At 61.8% G+C, this 17648-nt stretch carries 13 protein-coding genes and 1 pseudogene; 9 read left to right on the forward strand and 5 right to left on the reverse strand.

Going from position 1 to position 17648, the window contains the following annotated elements; all coding sequences use genetic code 11:
* Positions 1 to 161: 161 nt before the first annotated feature.
* The 3 genes from EKH80_RS05965 to EKH80_RS05975 all read left to right on the forward strand — a co-directional run bounded on the left by EKH80_RS05965 (position 162) and on the right by EKH80_RS05975 (position 3684).
* Positions 162 to 587 (forward strand): heavy metal-responsive transcriptional regulator, encoded by a 426-nt coding sequence (locus EKH80_RS05965; protein ID WP_126683806.1) that lies wholly within the window; start codon positions 162 to 164, stop codon positions 585 to 587.
* Positions 584 to 3079 carry a heavy metal translocating P-type ATPase gene (locus EKH80_RS05970; protein WP_126683807.1) on the forward strand — a complete coding sequence of 832 codons (2496 nt, stop codon included), beginning with the start codon at positions 584 to 586 and terminating at the stop codon, positions 3077 to 3079. Before EKH80_RS05965 ends, EKH80_RS05970 begins: the two co-directional genes overlap by 4 nt.
* Before the next feature lie 221 nt (positions 3080 to 3300).
* On the forward strand, positions 3301 to 3684 hold the full coding sequence (locus EKH80_RS05975; RefSeq protein ID WP_126683808.1) for a KGG domain-containing protein: 384 nt from the start codon (positions 3301 to 3303) through the stop codon (positions 3682 to 3684).
* A 70-nt stretch (positions 3685 to 3754) separates the two neighbouring features.
* Here EKH80_RS05975 and EKH80_RS05980 read toward each other — a convergent pair whose 3' ends face one another.
* The gene (locus EKH80_RS05980; RefSeq protein WP_126683809.1) at positions 3755 to 4414 is read right to left on the reverse strand and encodes a glutathione S-transferase family protein; all 660 of its coding nucleotides are present in this window, start codon (positions 4412 to 4414) and stop codon (positions 3755 to 3757) included.
* Between the two features lie 136 nt (positions 4415 to 4550).
* Positions 4551 to 5786, reverse strand: coding sequence for an alanine dehydrogenase (gene ald / locus EKH80_RS05985; RefSeq protein ID WP_230473448.1), 1236 nt, complete (start codon positions 5784 to 5786; stop codon positions 4551 to 4553).
* 48 nt (positions 5787 to 5834) lie between these two features.
* On the opposite strand from ald, the gene EKH80_RS05990 reads away from it, so the two are divergent.
* The 3 genes from EKH80_RS05990 (at position 5835) to EKH80_RS06000 (ending at position 8634) form a co-directional block, all read left to right on the forward strand.
* A complete protein-coding gene (locus tag EKH80_RS05990; RefSeq protein WP_126683810.1) occupies positions 5835 to 6302 on the forward strand; it encodes an Lrp/AsnC family transcriptional regulator in 468 nt (155 codons plus the stop codon).
* 357 nt (positions 6303 to 6659) lie between these two features.
* Entirely contained in the window at positions 6660 to 8243 is a 1584-nt protein-coding gene (locus tag EKH80_RS05995; RefSeq protein WP_126683811.1) for a PAS domain-containing sensor histidine kinase, read from the forward strand.
* A 139-nt stretch (positions 8244 to 8382) separates the two neighbouring features.
* Positions 8383 to 8634, forward strand: a complete 252-nt coding sequence (locus EKH80_RS06000) for a hypothetical protein (protein WP_126683812.1) — start codon at positions 8383 to 8385, stop codon at positions 8632 to 8634.
* An 86-nt stretch (positions 8635 to 8720) separates the two neighbouring features.
* Here the strand turns inward: EKH80_RS06000 and EKH80_RS06005 are convergent, their stop codons facing one another.
* Positions 8721 to 11657, reverse strand: a complete 2937-nt coding sequence (locus EKH80_RS06005) for a bifunctional diguanylate cyclase/phosphodiesterase (RefSeq protein WP_126683813.1) — start codon at positions 11655 to 11657, stop codon at positions 8721 to 8723.
* 368 nt (positions 11658 to 12025) lie between these two features.
* Here EKH80_RS06005 and EKH80_RS06010 point away from each other — a divergent pair, with 368 nt between their 5' ends.
* Positions 12026 to 12436: an outer membrane protein assembly factor BamE gene (locus EKH80_RS06010; RefSeq protein ID WP_126683814.1), complete on the forward strand. Its 411-nt coding sequence runs from the start codon at positions 12026 to 12028 to the stop codon at positions 12434 to 12436.
* Between the two features lie 172 nt (positions 12437 to 12608).
* Here the strand turns inward: EKH80_RS06010 and EKH80_RS06015 are convergent.
* A pseudogene (locus tag EKH80_RS06015) lies at positions 12609 to 12977 on the reverse strand (aldo/keto reductase); the annotation flags it as partial.
* Between the two features lie 230 nt (positions 12978 to 13207).
* On the opposite strand from EKH80_RS06015, the gene EKH80_RS06020 reads away from it, so the two are divergent.
* Complete coding sequence (locus EKH80_RS06020; RefSeq protein ID WP_126683815.1) at positions 13208 to 13450, forward strand: hypothetical protein; 243 nt, start codon at positions 13208 to 13210, stop codon at positions 13448 to 13450.
* Between the two features lie 21 nt (positions 13451 to 13471).
* Here EKH80_RS06020 and EKH80_RS06025 read toward each other — a convergent pair whose 3' ends face one another.
* Positions 13472 to 15118: an MASE1 domain-containing protein gene (locus EKH80_RS06025; protein ID WP_158628762.1), complete on the reverse strand. Its 1647-nt coding sequence runs from the start codon at positions 15116 to 15118 to the stop codon at positions 13472 to 13474.
* Positions 15119 to 15869: 751 nt separating this feature from the next.
* Here EKH80_RS06025 and EKH80_RS06030 point away from each other — a divergent pair.
* Positions 15870 to 17633, forward strand: a complete 1764-nt coding sequence (locus EKH80_RS06030) for an alpha-keto acid decarboxylase family protein (RefSeq protein ID WP_126683817.1) — start codon at positions 15870 to 15872, stop codon at positions 17631 to 17633.
* The last annotated feature ends 15 nt before the right edge of the window (positions 17634 to 17648 follow it).

The raw sequence follows: 17648 nt of genomic DNA on the forward strand, positions 1-17648 counted from the left end.
GCCGCCAGACGCGCATACAGTGCCGCCCCGAAGCGTGCGGCCCCAACCTTTAAAATTTCAATGACGGGGTGACTTCCGGGACGCCCGCAGGCCGCTCCCTGCGATGAAGTGAAAAAAAAGCGCTTGACCCTGAACCTTGATAAAGGGTCTAGACTTATCCCATGAACACGCCAACCCTCTCCCTCACCATCGGTACCGTCGCCAAGCGCGCCGGCGTTCCCATCGACACCATCCGCTTCTACGAGCGTGAAGGCTTGCTGCCCGAGCCGCTGCGCCGTGCCTCCGGCTACCGCAGTTACAACGAAACGGCGATCAAGCAGCTGCGTTTCATTCGCCGCGCCAAGGAGCTCGGCTTCACGCTGGAGGAAATCCGAGATCTGCTGGCGTTGTCCAGCGATCGCCGTGGCGGTGTGAAAGCGATACGCAAGCGTGCAGAACAACGGCTCGCTGGCATCGAAGCGCGCATTGCCGAACTCATGCGCATTCGTACGGGCTTGCAGCAGTTGATCGAGGTTTGCCCGGGGCATGGCGATCCGGAGCACTGCCCGATCCTGCGTGCGTTGGCTGATGAGGAGCCGCAGGCATGAGCGCACACAGTTCGTGCTGCCACCAGGCGGAAAGCCAGGCTCGCGATCCGATTTGCGGCATGAGCGTGGATACGCTTGATGCGAAGCACTGCAGCGATTACGCCGGCAAGACGTTCTACTTCTGCTGCGCAGGCTGCAAGGCAAAGTTCGACGCGGAGCCAGCGCGTTACGCGCAGCCTGTGCCTGTCAGGGTGGCCATGCATGCGCATGCTCACGCGGAGGCCGCCATCAAGGACCCGGTATGCGGCATGACGGTCGACCCGGCCGCCACGCCGCATCATGCGGAGCACGACGGGCACACCTATCACTTCTGCGCGGCGAGTTGCCGCCAGAAATTCGTGGCCAATCCGGGGATGTACTTGCAGCAACAACGTGCGCCCCAAGCGCCTGTACGTGGCGCGATCTACACCTGCCCGATGCACCCGGAAGTGCAGCAGGATCACCCTGGCGATTGCCCCCAATGCGGCATGGCGCTGGAACCGATGATGCCCAGCCTCGACCACGACGATGCCGGCGAAGTGCGCGCCATGTCGCGCCGCTTGTGGTTGCTGGTCGCATTGACGCTACCGGTATTCCTGTTGGCGATGCTGCCGCATGCGGGCTTGCACGCACCTACTGCGGCTAGCTGGGTGGAAGCTGCGCTGGCCAGCGTGGTGGTGCTATGGGGCGGCGCGCCGTTTTTCGCTCGCGGCTGGCGTTCGCTCATGCCATGGCAGCCGAACATGTACACGCTGATCTCCGTGGGCACGGGCGTTGCGTGGTTGTACAGCATGCTGGCGTTTCTGCAGCCGTCGATTTTTCCAAGGGGCTTTCGCGATACGCACGGCCATGTGGGCGTCTATTTTGAATCCGCGGCAGTGATCGTCACACTGGTGACGCTGGGTGATTTCCTGGAATGGCGCGCACGGCGGCGCACGGGCGCGGCATTGAAGGCGTTGTTGGGCCTGGTGCCGAAAACCGCACGGCGCCTGGCGCAGGGAGTCGAGCTCGACGTGCCGCTGGATGAAGTGCAGGTGGGCGACGAGTTGCGCATCCGTCCCGGTGAAAAAGTGCCGGTAGACGGCGTGGTGTTGAGCGGCCGCAGCCAGGTGGACGAGGCCATGCTAAGCGGCGAGCCTATGCCGGTGCCGAAAGCGCCGGGCGATCCGCTCACCGGCGGCACGCTCAACAGCCAGGGCGCACTCACCATGCGGGTGGAGCAAGTCGGCGCGGCCACCGTGCTTGCGCAGATCGTCGCGCAGGTGGCGCAGGCGCAACGCAGCAAGGCGCCGCTGCAACGCGTGGCCGACCGCGTGGCGGCGTGGTTCGTGCCGGCCGTGATCGCGGCGGCCGTGCTTGCTTTTGCGGGGTGGGCCTGGTGGGGGCCGGAGCCGCGCCTGGCGCATGCGCTGATTGCGGCGGTATCCGTGCTCATCATCGCTTGCCCCTGTGCGCTGGGGCTGGCGACGCCGATCTCGATCATGGTGGCGAGCGGGCGCGCCGCGCAGCAGGGGTTGTTGTTCAAGGATGCCGCGGCGATCGAAGCGATGCGCGAGGTCGACACCCTGGTGCTGGACAAGACCGGCACGCTGACCGAAGGCAGGCCTGTGTTGATCTCGGTACAGCCGCTCGATCAGCACTCACGCGAACACCTGCTCGGCCTGGCGGCCAGCCTGGAGCAGGCCAGTGAGCATCCGCTTGGTAAAGCGATCACGGCTGCGGCCGAGGAAGCCGGTGTGCACCTGCAAGCCGTTCACGATTTCGAAGCCCACGTCGGTGGAGGTGTCAGCGGCAGGACGCAGCAGCATCGACTGGTATTGGGCAATGCGCGGCTGATGGAGCGCTCAGGCCTGCCGCTGGCGACCGAAACCCTGGCCAGGGCAGATGACTTGCGCCAGCAGGGCGCAACAGTGATGTTTCTCGGCATCGACGGCAAGCTGGCCGGCTGGTTCGGCGTGAGCGACCGCATCAAGCCGGACACGCCGCGCGCCTTGCAGGATTTGAAAGCCAGGGGCTTGCGCATCGTGATGCTTACCGGCGACCACGCCATTACGGCGCATGCCGTGGCGCGTGAACTGGCGATCGACGAGGTGCATGCCGGCGTCTCGCCCGCCGGCAAGGCCGCGGTGATCGAAAGCCTGCGCGAGCAGGGGCGACGCGTCGCCATGGCCGGCGATGGCATCAACGATGCCCCCGCTCTGGCCGCGGCAGATATCGGCATTGCCATGGGGCATGGCACCGACGTAGCGATCGAAACCGCGCAGCTTACGCTCGTGAAAGGGCAACTGGGCGGTATCCTGCGTGCACGCAAGCTGTCGAAGGAAACGGTGCGCAATATCCGGCAGAACCTGTTCTTTGCGTTTATCTACAACGCGCTTGGCGTGCCATTGGCAGCAGGGGTGCTGTATCCGTTGTCCGGCATCACGTTCTCGCCGATGGTGGCGGCACTGGCGATGAGCTTGTCGTCGGTGTCAGTCGTGGGCAACGCGCTGCGGTTGCGCAAGGCTGCCTGATGTCCATTCGCCGGATCTGCCGCTTCCAATCTGGATGAGTTCGTTCGGCACGGCGAGCGTCCGTACAGCACCCTTGTAGCAAACAGACCCCTGTTTGCGCGGTGTTTTTCGTGCAAGGCTTTTTCACCGCATCGAGACTTCCGCTACAGATGAGCTTCGCCATGATCAGGCCGTACGACGGGCTAGCCCGTCGTGCGCTGTATCGATCAGGAGTCAAGACAATGGCCAATGAGAAGACTGGTAGCAATCGTGGAGGTGGTGGGCGCGGCTTCGCCGGCATGGATGAAGCGCGGCAACGGGAAATAGCCAGCCAAGGTGGGCGCGCGGCGCATGAGAGTGGCCACGCGCATGAATTCAGCTCCGAAGAAGCACGTCTGGCAGGCCGCAAGGGCGGTGAGTCGGTGAGCCAGAATCGCCAGCACATGTCCGCGATCGGCCAGAAAGGCGGCGAAGCCGTCAGCGAAAATCGTGAACACATGGCAGATATCGGCCGCAAGGGCGGCGAGCACAGCCACGGCAGTTCGCGCCAGGGCGGCGCGGGCTCGCGTGCAGGCAGCAGCAGGCAGAATGCCGAAGCGGCAAGACCGGCCCCCAAGCAAAGCTGAGCTTGGGGCCATTGACCCTCCCCTGCGCGAAGTAGGGGAGGAACTGCGCTACTTCAGTCCGACAGTCCGATCAATCGCGATCCGGCGCGCCCAGCGGAAAAAGCGAGCGATAGGGCCGTGCCTCGTCGACGGCACGCGCGAATGAAGAGCGCGCGAGCAAGCGCTTGCGATAGGCGATGAGCCTGGTGAATGACGGATCGATGCGATGCGTCCAGTCGGCATAGAACAAGGATGGCGCTGCGCTGCAGTCGGCCAGGCTGAAAGCATGGCCGGCAGCCCATTCGCATCCGTCCAGATGTTGGTCCAACCAGGCGTAGGCGGCATCGAGCATCTCGCGCGCTTCATGTACGCCGCGTACATCACGCTCACTCTCAGGCCGCAATGCATCGAAGACGATTTTCTGCATAGGCGTGGAAACATAGCAGTCGAAGAAACGGTCCAGGTTGCGCACTTCCAGCGCATTGCGCGCATTGGCGGGCAGCAGGGATACCGGCCCCGGATAGTACAGCTCCAGGTGCTCGATGATGATGCTCGATTCCATGATCGCGCGGTTGCCATCCATCAGCACAGGGAAACGCTTGAGCGGCCACATGGCTGCGAATTCGGCGTAGATCTGCGGCTGCTCGCTCGACAGTTCGCGCCACTGGAACGGGATGTCGTTCTCGTACAGCGCGATCAGCACTTTTTGGCAGTAGGAGGAAAAGGGATGGGCGTACAGTTTCAGGTTCATCGCGCAGCTTCCGTGTGAGAGGGGGTGCTAGGGCGACGAACGGCATGGCGGAAAATCGACAACGGCTTTGGGCGTGGTTTGCACGCAAGCCAACCATCCCCTCTCCCGCATGGGGAGAGGGGCAGGGCATCGGAGCTTACATGCCGAGCACGGTTTCCGCCGGCACGTACGGCAGGTTGTGCGCCTGCGCCACCGGTTCGCAAGTCACCTTGCCTTCGAACACGTTCAGGCCATTGCGCAGATGCACGTCCTGCTGCAGCGCCTTCTTCCAGCCGTGGTTGGCCAGAGCCAGGGTGAACGGCAGCGTCACGCTGTTGAGCGCGAAAGTGGAGGTGCGAGCGACGGCGCCCGGCATGTTCGCCACGCAATAGTGCACCACGCCATCGACCACATAGGTGGGATCGGAGTGCGTAGTGGCGTGCGAGGTTTCCACGCAGCCGCCTTGGTCGATGGCGACGTCGACGATCACCGAGCCGGGCTTCATCGTGCGGACCATCTCGTGTGTCACCAGCTTGGGCGCCGCGGCGCCAGGAACCAGCACGGTACCGATCAGCAGATCCGCGCGGCGCACCAGTTCCTCGATCGCCGAACGCGTGGAGAACACCGTGGAAATCGAGGTGCCGAACTGGGTCGCCAGCCGCTTCAGCGCTTCCGCTGAGCGGTCCACCACGGTCACCTTCGCGCCCATGCCCACCGCGATGGTGGCTGCGTGCGTACCGGACACGCCGCCGCCAAGGATCACCACTTCGGCGGCCGGCACGCCGGGCACGCCGCCCAGCAGCACGCCGCGGCCGCCCTGGGCCTTCTCCAGCGAATGCGCGCCGACCTGGGGAGCGAGGCGGCCGGCCACTTCGGACATTGGCGTCAACAGCGGCAGCGAGCCGTTGGACGCAGTAACGGTTTCATAGGCAACGCAGATCGCACCGGAGGCGATCAGGTCGTGAGTCTGCTCGGCGTCGGGCGCCAGATGCAGGTAGGTGAAGAGAATCTGGCCCTTGCGCAGCTTCTTGCGCTCCACCGCCAGCGGCTCCTTCACCTTCACGATCATGTCGGCTTCGGCAAAGATCTGGTCGGCGCTTTCCACGATGGTCGCACCTGCGGCCACATAGTCCGAATCTGTCAGGCCAGCGCCCACACCTGCATCCTTCTGCACCATCACCTGATGGCCGTGATGGACCAGCTCCTGCACAGAAGATGGGACTAGGCCCACCCGGTATTCATGGTTCTTGATCTCTTTCGGTACACCGATGCGCATGACTCGATCTCTCGACAAATGTTTGGGTAGGTTGCTGTGCCGGCCTTCCGTGTGCCGTGCGGCGCGCAGTATGATCGAGGTCTTACGCAATTTCTCGCTCATTACGGCATATGACATGACTTTTTTTCGCATTGAATTCTAATTTTCGTCCTTAAGACAGAATTTATGACTAGTCCCTTCCTGGACGACCGTGACCGCGCCATCCTTCGCCTGCTGCAGGAGGACGGGCGCCTGGCCAATGCCGATTTGGCGCAGCGCATCAATCTTTCCCCTTCTGCCTGCCTACGACGGGTAAAGCTGCTGGAAGACCGTGGCCTGATTTCCCGGTACGTCATGCTGTTGAACGAAAAGGCGGCAGGTCTGTCGGGCACCGCCTTCGTACTAGTGACGCTGGACCAGCAGGGCCGTGCCGCTCTGGACGCCTTCGAGGAGGCGATCCAGAAACATCCGGAAGTCACCGAATGCTGTTTGCTTGCGGGCGCAGCCGATTACATGGTGCGCGTGGCGTATGCCGACTCGGTCGATTTCGAGCGTATCCATACAGAAATCCTCACGCAGCTGCCGGGCGTAGTGCGGGTGCAGTCGACGCTGGCGTTGCGCACGGTAAAACGCACCACGGCGTTGCCGGTGTGAGGGCGAGGAACGCGCAGGCGCACCATGCTTTGATGCTGATCTTGGGCGTGGGCACGTAAGAGCGGAGCGTCGTCTAGGACGGCAATCCCGGCAGCAGGACGCCGAAGCGCCTTCGATTCGTTTTTTTTATGTGGTTTTCTTGTGAAGTGGATGCGTTCGATACGCTTGGACGGCGCATGATTCGATTTCAAATTGCTTTAAATCTATGCGCAGGGCTTTCGTATTGCTTGCGCGAGGTACACAATTGGCTGTGAGCTGATGAATACGCTTTCGGCATTTCCGCCGGCAGGCAGGATGAGCCGAAGTGGGGGTATTGATCTGTCTTTCACATTTGAATCGATTTGTGGCTGAACGTGCATGGCAAACCTTTCCCTGAAAACCAACGCGGTTTCAAGCAGTTTGATCGACGAAAACCGCTATCGCTTGATGATCGAATCGATTACCGACTACGCGATCTTCATGTTGGACAAGGACGGCCACGTATCCAGCTGGAATCCTGGCGCCGAACGCATCAAGGGCTACCGGCCCGAAGAAATCATCGGCAAGCATTTTTCCGCGTTCTACACGCACGCCGATCGCGAGGCCGGCTTGCCGCAGGCCAACCTGATGCGCGCCGCCACCGAGGGACGCGTGGAAAGCGAAGGTTGGCGTGTGCGCAAGGATGGCTCGCGCTTCAGGGCGCATGTCGTGGTCGATCGTATCCTGGGTGACGACGGCGAGCTGGTCGGTTTCGCCAAGATCGCGCGCGATGTAACTGAGCAGCGCAACGCGGCGGTGGAGCTGGATCGCGCTCGCGAGGCACTATTCCAATCGCAGAAGACCGAGGCCGTCGGCAAGCTCACTGGCGGAGTGGCGCATGATTTCAACAACCTGCTGATGGTGATCCAGAGCTGCCTGGACATGGTGGATCTGAAGCTTCCGCAGGATTCGCAGTTGCGCAGGCTGGTCCAGAACGCGCAGTCGGCGGTCAAGCGAGGGGCCGCCTTGACGCAACGCATGCTGGCGTTTGCGCGCAAGCAGGAGCTGCGCGTGGCGCGGGTCGACATCGTTTCGCTGGTAGCGAACATGACCGAGCTGCTGCGCCGATCGCTGGGGCCGTTGGTGCATATCACCACCTTGTTCCCGGAGGCGCTCAATGCGGTGAAGGCCGATGCGAACCAGCTGGAGCTGGCGCTGATGAACCTCGCCGTGAACGCACGCGACGCGATGCCGGAGGGCGGCGCGCTGACCATTGCCGCACGCAATATCACCATCGACACCACCCACTCCACTCGCCTGGAGCCTGGCGACTATGTCTGCCTTTCCGTCACTGACGAAGGCACGGGGATGGACGAGGAAACCCTGGTCAAGGCTACCGAACCCTTCTTCACTACCAAAGGCGTGGGCAAAGGTACCGGCCTGGGGCTGTCGATGGTGCATGGCCTGGCCGAGCAGTCGGGCGGGCGCCTGGTGATCAAGAGCAGCAAGGGCTTCGGCACACGCGTGGAAATGTGGTTGCCGAGCGTGCAAGCGCAAACCACCGCGCCGGCCGGCAAGCCGATATCGTTCCCGACGCAACCCGTGTATTCGTCGTGCAGTCTGCATATCGTGGTGGTGGATGACGATCCGCTCGTTCTGAACATCACCGGCGCGGTGCTGCAGGATCAGGGCCACCGGGTGATCGAACTGGCGTCGGCGGAAGAAGCGCTGCAGCTGCTGGAAAACCAGGATGATGTGGATCTGCTGATTACTGACCATGCCATGCCCGGCATGACTGGCGCGCAACTGGTGGAGGAGGTCAACATCCGCTGGCCGGCGCTTCCCGTGGTGCTGGCGACCGGTTACGCGGAAATTCCGGCCGACCTCAGCGATGGCGCTACGCGCCTGACCAAACCGTACGACCGCACGGACCTGGCGGAAGCCATCACCAAGGCCATGGACGACCGGCGCGTACAGGCCTGAGCCACCTGAACGGATGTTCTGTGTCCGTTACCAATTCCTAATGTGGCGCATTACGGGGCACTAACGAAGCCTGGCGCACATTAATTGTCCCGGCCGCGAAGTGCTGCCGCGGGCATTCCGTCAGTGTTGAGGCCGTTCCATGAACACCCCAGGCTCAATCCATTCTTTATGGCATCTCCGCACGTGGTCGAATTACTTCAACCATCTGGTCAATGCGACGGCGAAGAAAACCACGCAAGCTCCGGCGCACATGACGCGGCGGCAGGAACTGCTGGCTGCCCAGGAGCAGAAGCGTCGCGAACAGCGCGCACACGTCCTAGAGCTGCTGCGCGAAGTAAAGGAAAAGCACCAGCACGAACGTCATCACGATCGTGGCAAGCTGAAAGTCTGACCCCTTAGGTCCCGTTCACTCGCTCCCCTTCTGGTCGTCATTGCGGCATTCGCCGGAATGACGCGTGTACGCAGTTGGGGAAAACGTCAATCCTTCTTCGTCGTCCAGTGCGCCATCGGGGCCGGGCTGCCCAGCAAGTACCCTTGTCCCATCTCGCAGCCCATGCTCATCAGCGCCTCTCGCTGCGCCTGTGTCTCGATACCTTCGGCGATGACCTGGATATTGAGCGCATGCGCCAGCGCAAGAATCGCCGCCACCACTGTGGTGCTGTTGCTGCTGCCGGCCTTGTCCAGTTCATGCACGAAGGCGCGATCGATCTTGAGCATGCGCAAGGGCAGGGAGTGCAGGTAGCTCAATGACGAGTAGCCGGTGCCGAAATCGTCCAGCGCGGCGCCTACCCCCACGCTGCGCAGGCGATCGAGTACGGCGCGCACGCTTTCGGGATTGTCCAGCAGCGCCCCTTCCGTGACTTCGGTGACCAGCCGGGAGGGCGCCAGGCCGGTGCGTTCGAGCATCTTCAGGATGCGCACGTCGAAATCGGCATGGCGCAGATGCAAGGCCGACACGTTGAAGGTAATGAACAGGTCGACCGAGCCTAGCTGCGCCAGCAGCCGGCAACTAAGTTCGAACAGGCGCCAGTCGATCGCCTCGATCAGCCCGCTGTCCTCGGCGATCTTTATGAAATCCAGCGGCCGCAGCAGTCCGCGCTGCGGGTGGTTCCAGCGGATCAACGCTTCGTAGCCCACTACCTTGCCGTCGCCGAGACGGCAGATCGGCTGAAAATACGGCTCGAATTCATTCTGCCGCAAGGCCTTGCGCAATTCGCTTTCCATCGCCAGCACGTCCACCATGCCTTTGGCCAGCGCTTCGTCGAATACCGCGAAGCGTTTGCGACCCAGCTCCTTGGCCTGGTACAGCGCCATGTCGGCGTCGCGGATCAATTCGTCCGCGTCCAGATAACTGTCATCGCCACAGGCGATGCCCACGCTCACCGAAGGTTCGAGTTCCTTGCCGGAGATGCGCAGCGGCATCGCCACGGCCTGCAGCACGCGGTCGGCAATGATGGTGGCGGTATCGATGTTTTCGATCTGCTCCAACAGGATGGCGAATTCGTCGCCGGAGAGCCGCGCCACCATGTCAGGTTCGCGCACGTGCGTAAGCAGCCGTACCGCGACTGCCTTCAGGAATTCGTCGCCGGCCAGATGGCCCAGGCTGTCGTTGATGACCTTGAAGCGATCGACGTCGATGTACAGCAGTGCGCAGCGGCGGTTCGGATCGCTCTGGATGCGGTTGAGCACGCGGTCGAGCCGCTCGCGCAGGTAGCCGCGGTTGGGCAGGCCGGTGAGCGGATCGTGCATCACCTGGTGATGCAGCTGCTGCTGCATCTGTTCGCGCCGCTGGATTTCGGCGCGCAGCTCGCGCGTGCGTTCTTCCACACGATGCTCGAGCCGCAGGTTGGCCAGATGCAGGGCGGCAGCGGAACGGCGGCGATAAATGCTGTTGGCGATCTGCAAGGCGACGAAACTCAGCAACTCCTGCTCGGGAGCGCCATAGGCGGAATGCGTTTCGTAGCTTTGAACGGCGATCAAGCCGATCACCGCCTCGTCCACCTTCAGCGGCACGCCCAGCCAACAGGCGGAAGGTTCGCCGATGTGGTGCGGCACTACTTCGCCCGAGCGCGTCAGCGCTCTGATGTCTTCACCCGTCCCCGACCACGCCTGGCCGCGGCGCAGCACGTATTCGCTCATGCCGCGGCCGACCGGTCGCGACAGCTGGTGGCGCACACCGGAATCCATGTAATACGGGAATTCCAGTTTGGCACGATCGTCACTCAGCAGGGCGATGAAGAAATTCTTGGCATCCAGCAAGCGCCCCACCACTACATGCACGCGCTCGTAGAAAGTGTTCTCGTCGATGTCGGCGGTGGCCAGCTGCGCTACCTGGAACAGGGCTTCCTGCAAGCGTTCGGCACGATGCCGTTCGCGCACCTCCTGGCGCAAACCGCGGTTGACTTCGGCCAGCTCCTGCGTGCGCTGGCGCACGCGCTGTTCGAGTTCGTCCTTGCTTTCCTTGCGCTCCAGTGCGGTGAGGATGTGGTTGCCGACGAACTCCAGCAGGGCCAGATCGTCGCGCGAATAGACAATGCCGGTTCCGTAGCTTTGCACCACCAGCGCGCCATGCACCTCGCCATTGCGCAGCATCGGCACGCCCAGCCAGTCGTCGCTGTCGGGGCCTGCAATCAAAAGCGGGCCGCTTACCTGCTGCTGCAGTTGCTCGTTGGTGCCCATCAGCGGCTTGCCGCGGCTAAGCAGGTACCAGGTCAGCGTGTGCTGCCGGTCATCCATGCGGATATCGCGATTGGTTTCGGGCTGGTTCTGGTCTTGAGTGTCCGCGTAATACAGGAAACGCATGCAAGCGCGCTGTGAGTAGTGACGGACGATGAAGAAGTTTTCCGCATACATCAGGCCGCTGACGATGCGATGGATCTCCCGCAGCATGTCCGGCATGTCCAGGTTCGAGCTGGAAAGCTCGGAGATCGAGAACAGCGCCCGCTGCAAATTTTCCGAATGCTCGAGCTGGTTGTGCGAGTCGTGCAGTTGCGCCAGCTTGATCGTGTGATGCAGCTGGCGTATCCCCAATTGCAGATACGAGCCCATCTTGGCGAGCAGCGCCTTGGCCGAGCCCTCGATGGTCAGGCTGAGCAGCAGCACCACGTGCTGTGCCGGGAGCAGGACCAGCGCATAGCGTCTGCCGTCGGCTGAGAGGTACACGCCGTCGGCAGCCAGCAACGCGCCCTGGGCCAGCGCGATTTCCTCGGCGTCGGGCGCGTCGGCGCCACCCTGTTGTTCCGGATTGCCGGGCATCAGCACCCTTGCCTTGAGGCAATGGGGCTGAGCATGCAGCAGTGTCTCGATCAGCGTGCAGACTTCGCCGGGTGTTTCGGCCTCGATCAGGCAGCCGAGCCAGGCCGTATTTTCCGGCTCTTTGGAGGCAATGACTGGGATGGGAAGGCTCAGGCTCATGGCCACCAAATTGCCGCTATGGATCACCTATCAGTAGGTACGCGAAGTGCAGGAAACGTGAACCCATGCCGGTCAATGAGGCATTGCTGCAGTGACTTTGTCAATGTATCGGCTAAACCCTTGATGGCTTTACCGGCTATCTCGGGTCCATCCCCGTGGCGCGCGCTGGGAGGGGCGGGTACAGGCCTGGCCCCCGGTTTGCACCCTAGAACCCATGGCGAACATTTTCGCGGTGATTGGCTCTCGATTTTTGAACTGCCCGAGGCTATTGGTTTGGACGCATGACTTCATACAGGTGCGTGGACACCCGATGTTCGCCGAGGATATTCGACGCAGGAACCAATCTCAGGAAGAAAAGGGGGGTAAAGATGAACAAGGCTGTTGCAGTCATGGCGGTTGCGGTATTGCTTGCAGGATGTGCCACTACCAGCGGGACCAAGGTCGACCCCACGGCGATAGCTTCATTCCAGCCTGGCGTGACCACCGTCGCTCAGGCCGAGGCGGCTTTGGGCCAACCGTTCCTGGTCACCCATACCTCGGATGGCGGCCAGCAGTTGCAATACGTAAGCAAGCATCAGGAGGTAACCGGGGACGGCATGCCGACCACCGGTTCGCAGATTCCCAAGCACGTGGAAAAGTCCGTCTCCACGGTGCTGGTGTTCGATCAGAACGGCTACTTCGTCAGTTCCTCGTCGAATTCGACGACCAAGGACAACAAGTACCCGTCAGAGCTTGGAAACCTCGGTGCCGGCGACGTAAACAAGCAGATGAGGCAGTAGTCAGTCTGCAATCACCAGTGCCCTGGTGATCGACGATCTTTCAGTCTTGCGCCGTAGGTCTCGCCAAAAAGCCTGCTCAAGGCGGAATCGATAAGTTGGCTGCATCGGGCTCCCTCCCCTGCAAGCAGGGGAGGGTTGGGGTGGGGTGACGCGAGCGAAGCGCGCGCCTGGTTCAAACCGGCGGCGGATTGCGATCTGCAAATCCACGCTGATGCCAATAGGGGTAGACAGGCGTCACCGCGCTGGCCTGGTCGAGCTTCGTCACCTGCTCTGGGGAAAGCTCCCAGCCCACTGCGCCCAGGTTGTGCCGCAGCTGTTCCTCATTGCGCGCACCGATTACCACGGTGGCAACGGTGGGGCGCTGCAATAGCCATTTCAGTGCGATCTGCGGCACGCTTTTGCCGGTTTCCTCGGCTACCTCGTCGAGCGCATCGACCACGCGATACAGGTAGTCGTCGTCGACCTGCGGCCCCATCTCCGCCGTCTTGTGCAGACGGCTGGTGGCCGGCAACGGCTGGCCGCGGCGCAGCTTGCCGGTAAGGTCGGCGCAGCAGGGCGGGAACGCAACCCCCGGTCGGCGAGTTGCGCAGCATCAGGCAAGAAAACCGTTCGATCGGATCGGTTACGCCGAACACCCAGCAGGGAAGGGTGGTCCAGGGCCAGACAAATTCGCATGAAAAGTGCGCGGCGACTGGCGAAATGCAGCGAGCAGACGCTCAGCCTGTGCAGCTGGTGTATAAATCTCGGCCTATCAACGACAGGGAGCACCCTATGCCGAATGCATCCAAGGCCGACGCCGACATCATCAACGAGGCGTACGCCGGAAAACTGCGCAGCCTCTATGACACCTTCTTTCTTGCCGTGGTGCAGGCGCCGGACAACCCCAGCCCGGCCAAGGAGGCGTTTGTCAGGGGCGTGATACTTGCCCGTGCCGTGCGGGATATGGCGATCGGTGGGCTGCCGGCGGAGGGTACGCCACCGCCCATGCCGTTTCATGCCATTGCCAAAGCATGACGCTAGGCTTGCCTGGCACGACTAATGAGCCCAAAGGCGCAACGGGGGGGGCATCGTGGACAAGCGTTCCTGCTCCATTTCAGGGATGTCATGCAGCAGGAACGTGAGGCGCAATTTGTCCCCCTTGATGCGGGTATGCAGCTCGCCGTTGAACAGGTTTGCGTGGTCCTTCAGTTCGACCAGTTCCAGCCGGGTGGCTCCCAGTTTTTGCGCCAGCCGGTCGCGCTCGCCCTCTACAAACAGAAGGGCGCCAAAGGCGGATGAGCCCAGCGCCCCTTCGACGCGCAGCACCACCAGGCGATGATCGCCGATCTCGACCCCGCGCAAGGTCAGGCGCAGATGGGAGCAGCGCATATGCGTACAAATATAGACCACCGATTCGCACGCCAGCCGGTAGATCGCAGTATGCAGGTTCGATGAGTGCATGCCGAAGCCAAAGCCGCGGCCCCTGATCTGGTAGCTGTAGGCAATGCCTGCCGCATTCAGGACATCGCCGATGTTTTCGCGCAGCGCCGCGGGTAAATCCTTGCGCCGCCAGGCGATCGGATGCATGGTGGCGGCGATTTGCTGCACCTTGTCCCGCAAGGTCGCAGCCTGCTTGGAATACATGCGGCTTTCGTTGGCCGGCAGCATCACCTGGAATCGATGAAGCAGGCGGTTCTGGCTGAGCTGCAATTCGCCGTTGACGTGTTCCAGGGTTTCCGATGCCTGGCGCAGGCGCATCTCGCCCACGTAAAGGCTCTGTCTGGCCAGTCGCATCGCTCGTTTGACGTCGATGCGTTCCCGTTCCTCCCGCTGATGCATGGCCGAGATACGGGCGCCCATCGCAATGAGGCAGGTGATAGCGAACGCGATGATTGCCTGTACCTGCAAGACCATCGGGTCCGGCGTGTCGTAATTCATCAACACGCAGATGCAGGCGACCACGAAGGTTCCGCCAAGCACCGCGGCACGCCAGCCGTGCTTGAGGGTAAGCCAAGCGACAGGCATGAACATGAAAAGGCAGTAGACCGGCTTTTGCTCATTGGCGTGGAAGGCAAGCCACGACAAGATCAGCTGCATGGGTATCAGCAGGCCGGCGGCTTCCAGCGCCAAAGAGCCTTGTATGAACCCGCGCAGCCGTTTCCACGGTGTCCCCGGGCGGTAATCTAGCTTGGCGATGACCACCCAGGGAATGGTCGTCAGCAGGGCGACGTAAGCGCCGACAAACAGGTAGATCAATATCATCGGCGTGATTTCGACGCCCGGACTCTTGGCCAGAACCATGGCTCCCTGCTTGACCAGCGACCAGATGGCCGAAACCAGCAGCGCGCAGAGCAGCAGGATGGGAAAGTTGACCAGCCGCCGGGAAGGGAATAGGGCCAGCTTCTCCCGGCACAGCCAGACCACCGGCATGGCGAAGGCTATCAGGGGCAGGCTACTGGCGATCGCCCACGGAACGCCAAATCGGGGTGCGTCGAGATAACTCTGGTACGCGCTGGCGGCCGTATCTGCGATCACCAAGGCGAGCCAGTAGCGATAAGGAAGCAGCAGCAGAAGGCCAAGGCGAAGCCCGGCCGTAAGTTGCCAGTGGGCATCCGATAGCGGACGAATCAGTGCATAGAGGGCGAGGTAGCCCACTGTCACCGTTGCCTGCCACAGCATCGACCAACCGTGTCGTTTCCACATTCCTTGCCCCCTTGCAGGAATGACTTCCCTTGGATGAAAGCTGTTCAAGACAAGACCAGCGCCCCCCGGCGGCTGGACCGTTGTCATGCGGTGCGTCCGCTTTTCCCCTGGCACCTGAAGGGATCATATCGGTACGCATCAGGTTTGTGCAAAGCATTTTCGTCCGGCAAAAGCTGCATGCATTTTTGGGGAAGTTGTCCGCCCGTCTGTCACATCACCTAGCGCAGGGAAGGCCTGATTGACGTCATGTCCGGATTGGCCTTACGCAGTGATGCTGACAATGTCGGCTCGCCATGTTCGCGCAAGCAGCGAGCAGACCGGGATGGTCATCCCAGCCTAAGCGCAAGAATAACTTTGAAAAGACATGGTCGTCACATATCCGATCGCACACTCAGCGAATCCGTCTGCGCAATGTGACGGGTGATTGAGGTTTTCACAGGAAACAGGGGCAGGGATTCATGCGGCACAGAAAGCGGCGTCATTCGTCCTAGAGCTGTTCCAGCGTGTGTTTTGGTTGCAGGCGTGATTGCGCATGGCGGTGAGGTTACGCCGTGGGTGCGGTCAGCCGCGCGCGGGCGAATGGCGGAGCTTCATTGCCGATCAAGCATGCGGCAGCGGTGCGCATTGCAAGCGTGGCCGATCCAGCTGGCAAACCTTCCCCAGGAAAGGGCGTTCATTGAAGGGGTGATGCGATGGCTTTGAAGCTACTCGATCGTGCTTATGACGGCAGGGGCTGGCCAGGGGAGGTGCCATGACACACAGCAACATTTCGAAGAAGTCGCTGTTCGCTGCAGGTCCGGCCGCGGGTACCGGCTTCACTGTCGCCGACTACCTGCTGACCCGGCTCAAGCAGCTGAATGTTACGGATGTATTCCAGATTCCCGGCGACTACGTGAAGCACTTCACCCAGGCGCTGGAGCACTTCGACGGCATCAACACGATCGGTGCGATCAACGAACTGGATGCCGCTTACGCCGCCGATGCTTACGCGCGCAGTCGCGGCCTTGCAGCGGTATCGCTGCAATTCGGCGTGAGCACTTTCAGTGCGCTCAACGCCATTGCCGGCGCCTGGGTCGAACGCAGTCCCATCGTGGTGATCAGCGCTACGCCCGGCGCCGACATGCGTGACATCACGGACATGTATGACGTGCTGTTCCACCATTCCACCGGCGACCTTGATGCAGACCGGAAGGTCTACGAGAACGTTACTGTCCGGGCGATCACGCTCAGCACCAACGCGGGGGCCGCCGAGCAGATCGACGAATTGCTGATTGACGCGATCACGCATAAGCGTCCCGTGTATATCGCCTGCTACAAGGAGGTCTGGGGCCAGCCCTGTACCCATCCGCCGAAGACGCCGCTCAAGCCGCGCATTACCCACAGTTCGGAATTGGCGCTACGCAATGCGGTGGATCAGGCCTGGACGCAGATCACCAAGGCGAAGCAGCCGTTGATCTTCGCCGGCGTGGAGGTTTTGCGTTTCGGCCTGTCCGAGCTGCTGCAGCAGCTCATCGAGGCCAGCGGATTTCTTTATACCACCACGACACTGGGCAAGACCGTGCTGGACGAAAAGGGCGACAAGTTCATCGGCACGTATTCCGATGCCGCGTCGATCGAATCGGTGCAGGAAATCGTCCAGGCTTCCGACTGCGTACTGACCCTTGGCACGATCATTACCGACGACTATCTCGTTTTTATCGAGAGCAAGTACGCCGACATGGTTTTGGCGGACAGCGCAGGCGTGCGTGTCGGCTATTTCAAATACGGTGCCGTGAGCATGCAGGATTTCATGCAGGCCCTGCTGGCGAAGTTCAAGGCGGACAAGGCGTATCCGATCAAGGCCAAGGCACCGCCGCAGCCCAAATATCCGCAGCCATGGGCGGGCAATTCCGACCCGGTCTACGACAACAAGCCGCAAGTCATCACCTACAACCGGTTCTTCGAACACACGATGAAGTTCCTGCACGAGCACAAGCTGTTGAAGGACATCCTGATGACCTATGGCGTCAGTTCGGCGATGTACGTCGCCACCAACTGTTACGGCCTGTCTCAAGGCAGCTTCATCGCATCGGCGGCTTGGCAATGCATCGGCTTCGAGACCGGCGCCGCAGCCGGCGCGCAGCTGGGTAGCGGCAAACGCGTCTGGACGGTAGCTGGCGACGGCGGCTTCATGATGGTCTGCCAGTCGCTGTCTACGCTGGCCCGCCATAAGCTCAATGCGGTGATCTTCGTGATGAGCAACCAGGTTTACGCCATCGAGCAGGTGTACGTGGACATGGCCGCTTTCCAGCCTGGTCCGAAACATCGCTTCGATGCCTTCGACATCTTGCCCAGTTGGGACTACCTCGCGCTGGCCAAGGCCTTCGGCGCGGAAGGCATCCGGGTGGAAAAGGTGGATGAGCTGGTCGCCGCGCTGCCCCGCATCGCGGGGATCAAGGACAAGCCCGTGCTAGTCGAAGTTGTCATTCCGCAAAAAGATCTGCCCGGCCAGATGTATCGCCTCGGCAGTGAATGAAATGCCCGTTCCTCT

Source organism: Dyella choica, assembly GCF_003977665.1.
In the GTDB taxonomy this organism is placed as follows: domain Bacteria; phylum Pseudomonadota; class Gammaproteobacteria; order Xanthomonadales; family Rhodanobacteraceae; genus Dyella_B; species Dyella_B choica.

Coding starts and splice junctions, on each gene's coding strand:
- EKH80_RS05990 (WP_126683810.1), top strand. CDS start 5,835: ATGACTAGTCCCTTCCTGGACGACCGTGACCGCGCCATCCTTCGCCTG.
- EKH80_RS05995 (WP_126683811.1), top strand. CDS start 6,660: ATGGCAAACCTTTCCCTGAAAACCAACGCGGTTTCAAGCAGTTTGATC.
- EKH80_RS06025 (WP_158628762.1), bottom strand. CDS start 15,118: ATGTGGAAACGACACGGTTGGTCGATGCTGTGGCAGGCAACGGTGACA.
- EKH80_RS06010 (WP_126683814.1), top strand. CDS start 12,026: ATGAACAAGGCTGTTGCAGTCATGGCGGTTGCGGTATTGCTTGCAGGA.
- EKH80_RS06005 (WP_126683813.1), bottom strand. CDS start 11,657: ATGAGCCTGAGCCTTCCCATCCCAGTCATTGCCTCCAAAGAGCCGGAA.
- EKH80_RS05970 (WP_126683807.1), top strand. CDS start 584: ATGAGCGCACACAGTTCGTGCTGCCACCAGGCGGAAAGCCAGGCTCGC.
- EKH80_RS05980 (WP_126683809.1), bottom strand. CDS start 4,414: ATGAACCTGAAACTGTACGCCCATCCCTTTTCCTCCTACTGCCAAAAA.
- EKH80_RS06020 (WP_126683815.1), top strand. CDS start 13,208: ATGCCGAATGCATCCAAGGCCGACGCCGACATCATCAACGAGGCGTAC.
- EKH80_RS05965 (WP_126683806.1), top strand. CDS start 162: ATGAACACGCCAACCCTCTCCCTCACCATCGGTACCGTCGCCAAGCGC.
- EKH80_RS06030 (WP_126683817.1), top strand. CDS start 15,870: ATGACACACAGCAACATTTCGAAGAAGTCGCTGTTCGCTGCAGGTCCG.
- ald (WP_230473448.1), bottom strand. CDS start 5,786: ATGTCATATGCCGTAATGAGCGAGAAATTGCGTAAGACCTCGATCATA.
- EKH80_RS06000 (WP_126683812.1), top strand. CDS start 8,383: ATGAACACCCCAGGCTCAATCCATTCTTTATGGCATCTCCGCACGTGG.
- EKH80_RS05975 (WP_126683808.1), top strand. CDS start 3,301: ATGGCCAATGAGAAGACTGGTAGCAATCGTGGAGGTGGTGGGCGCGGC.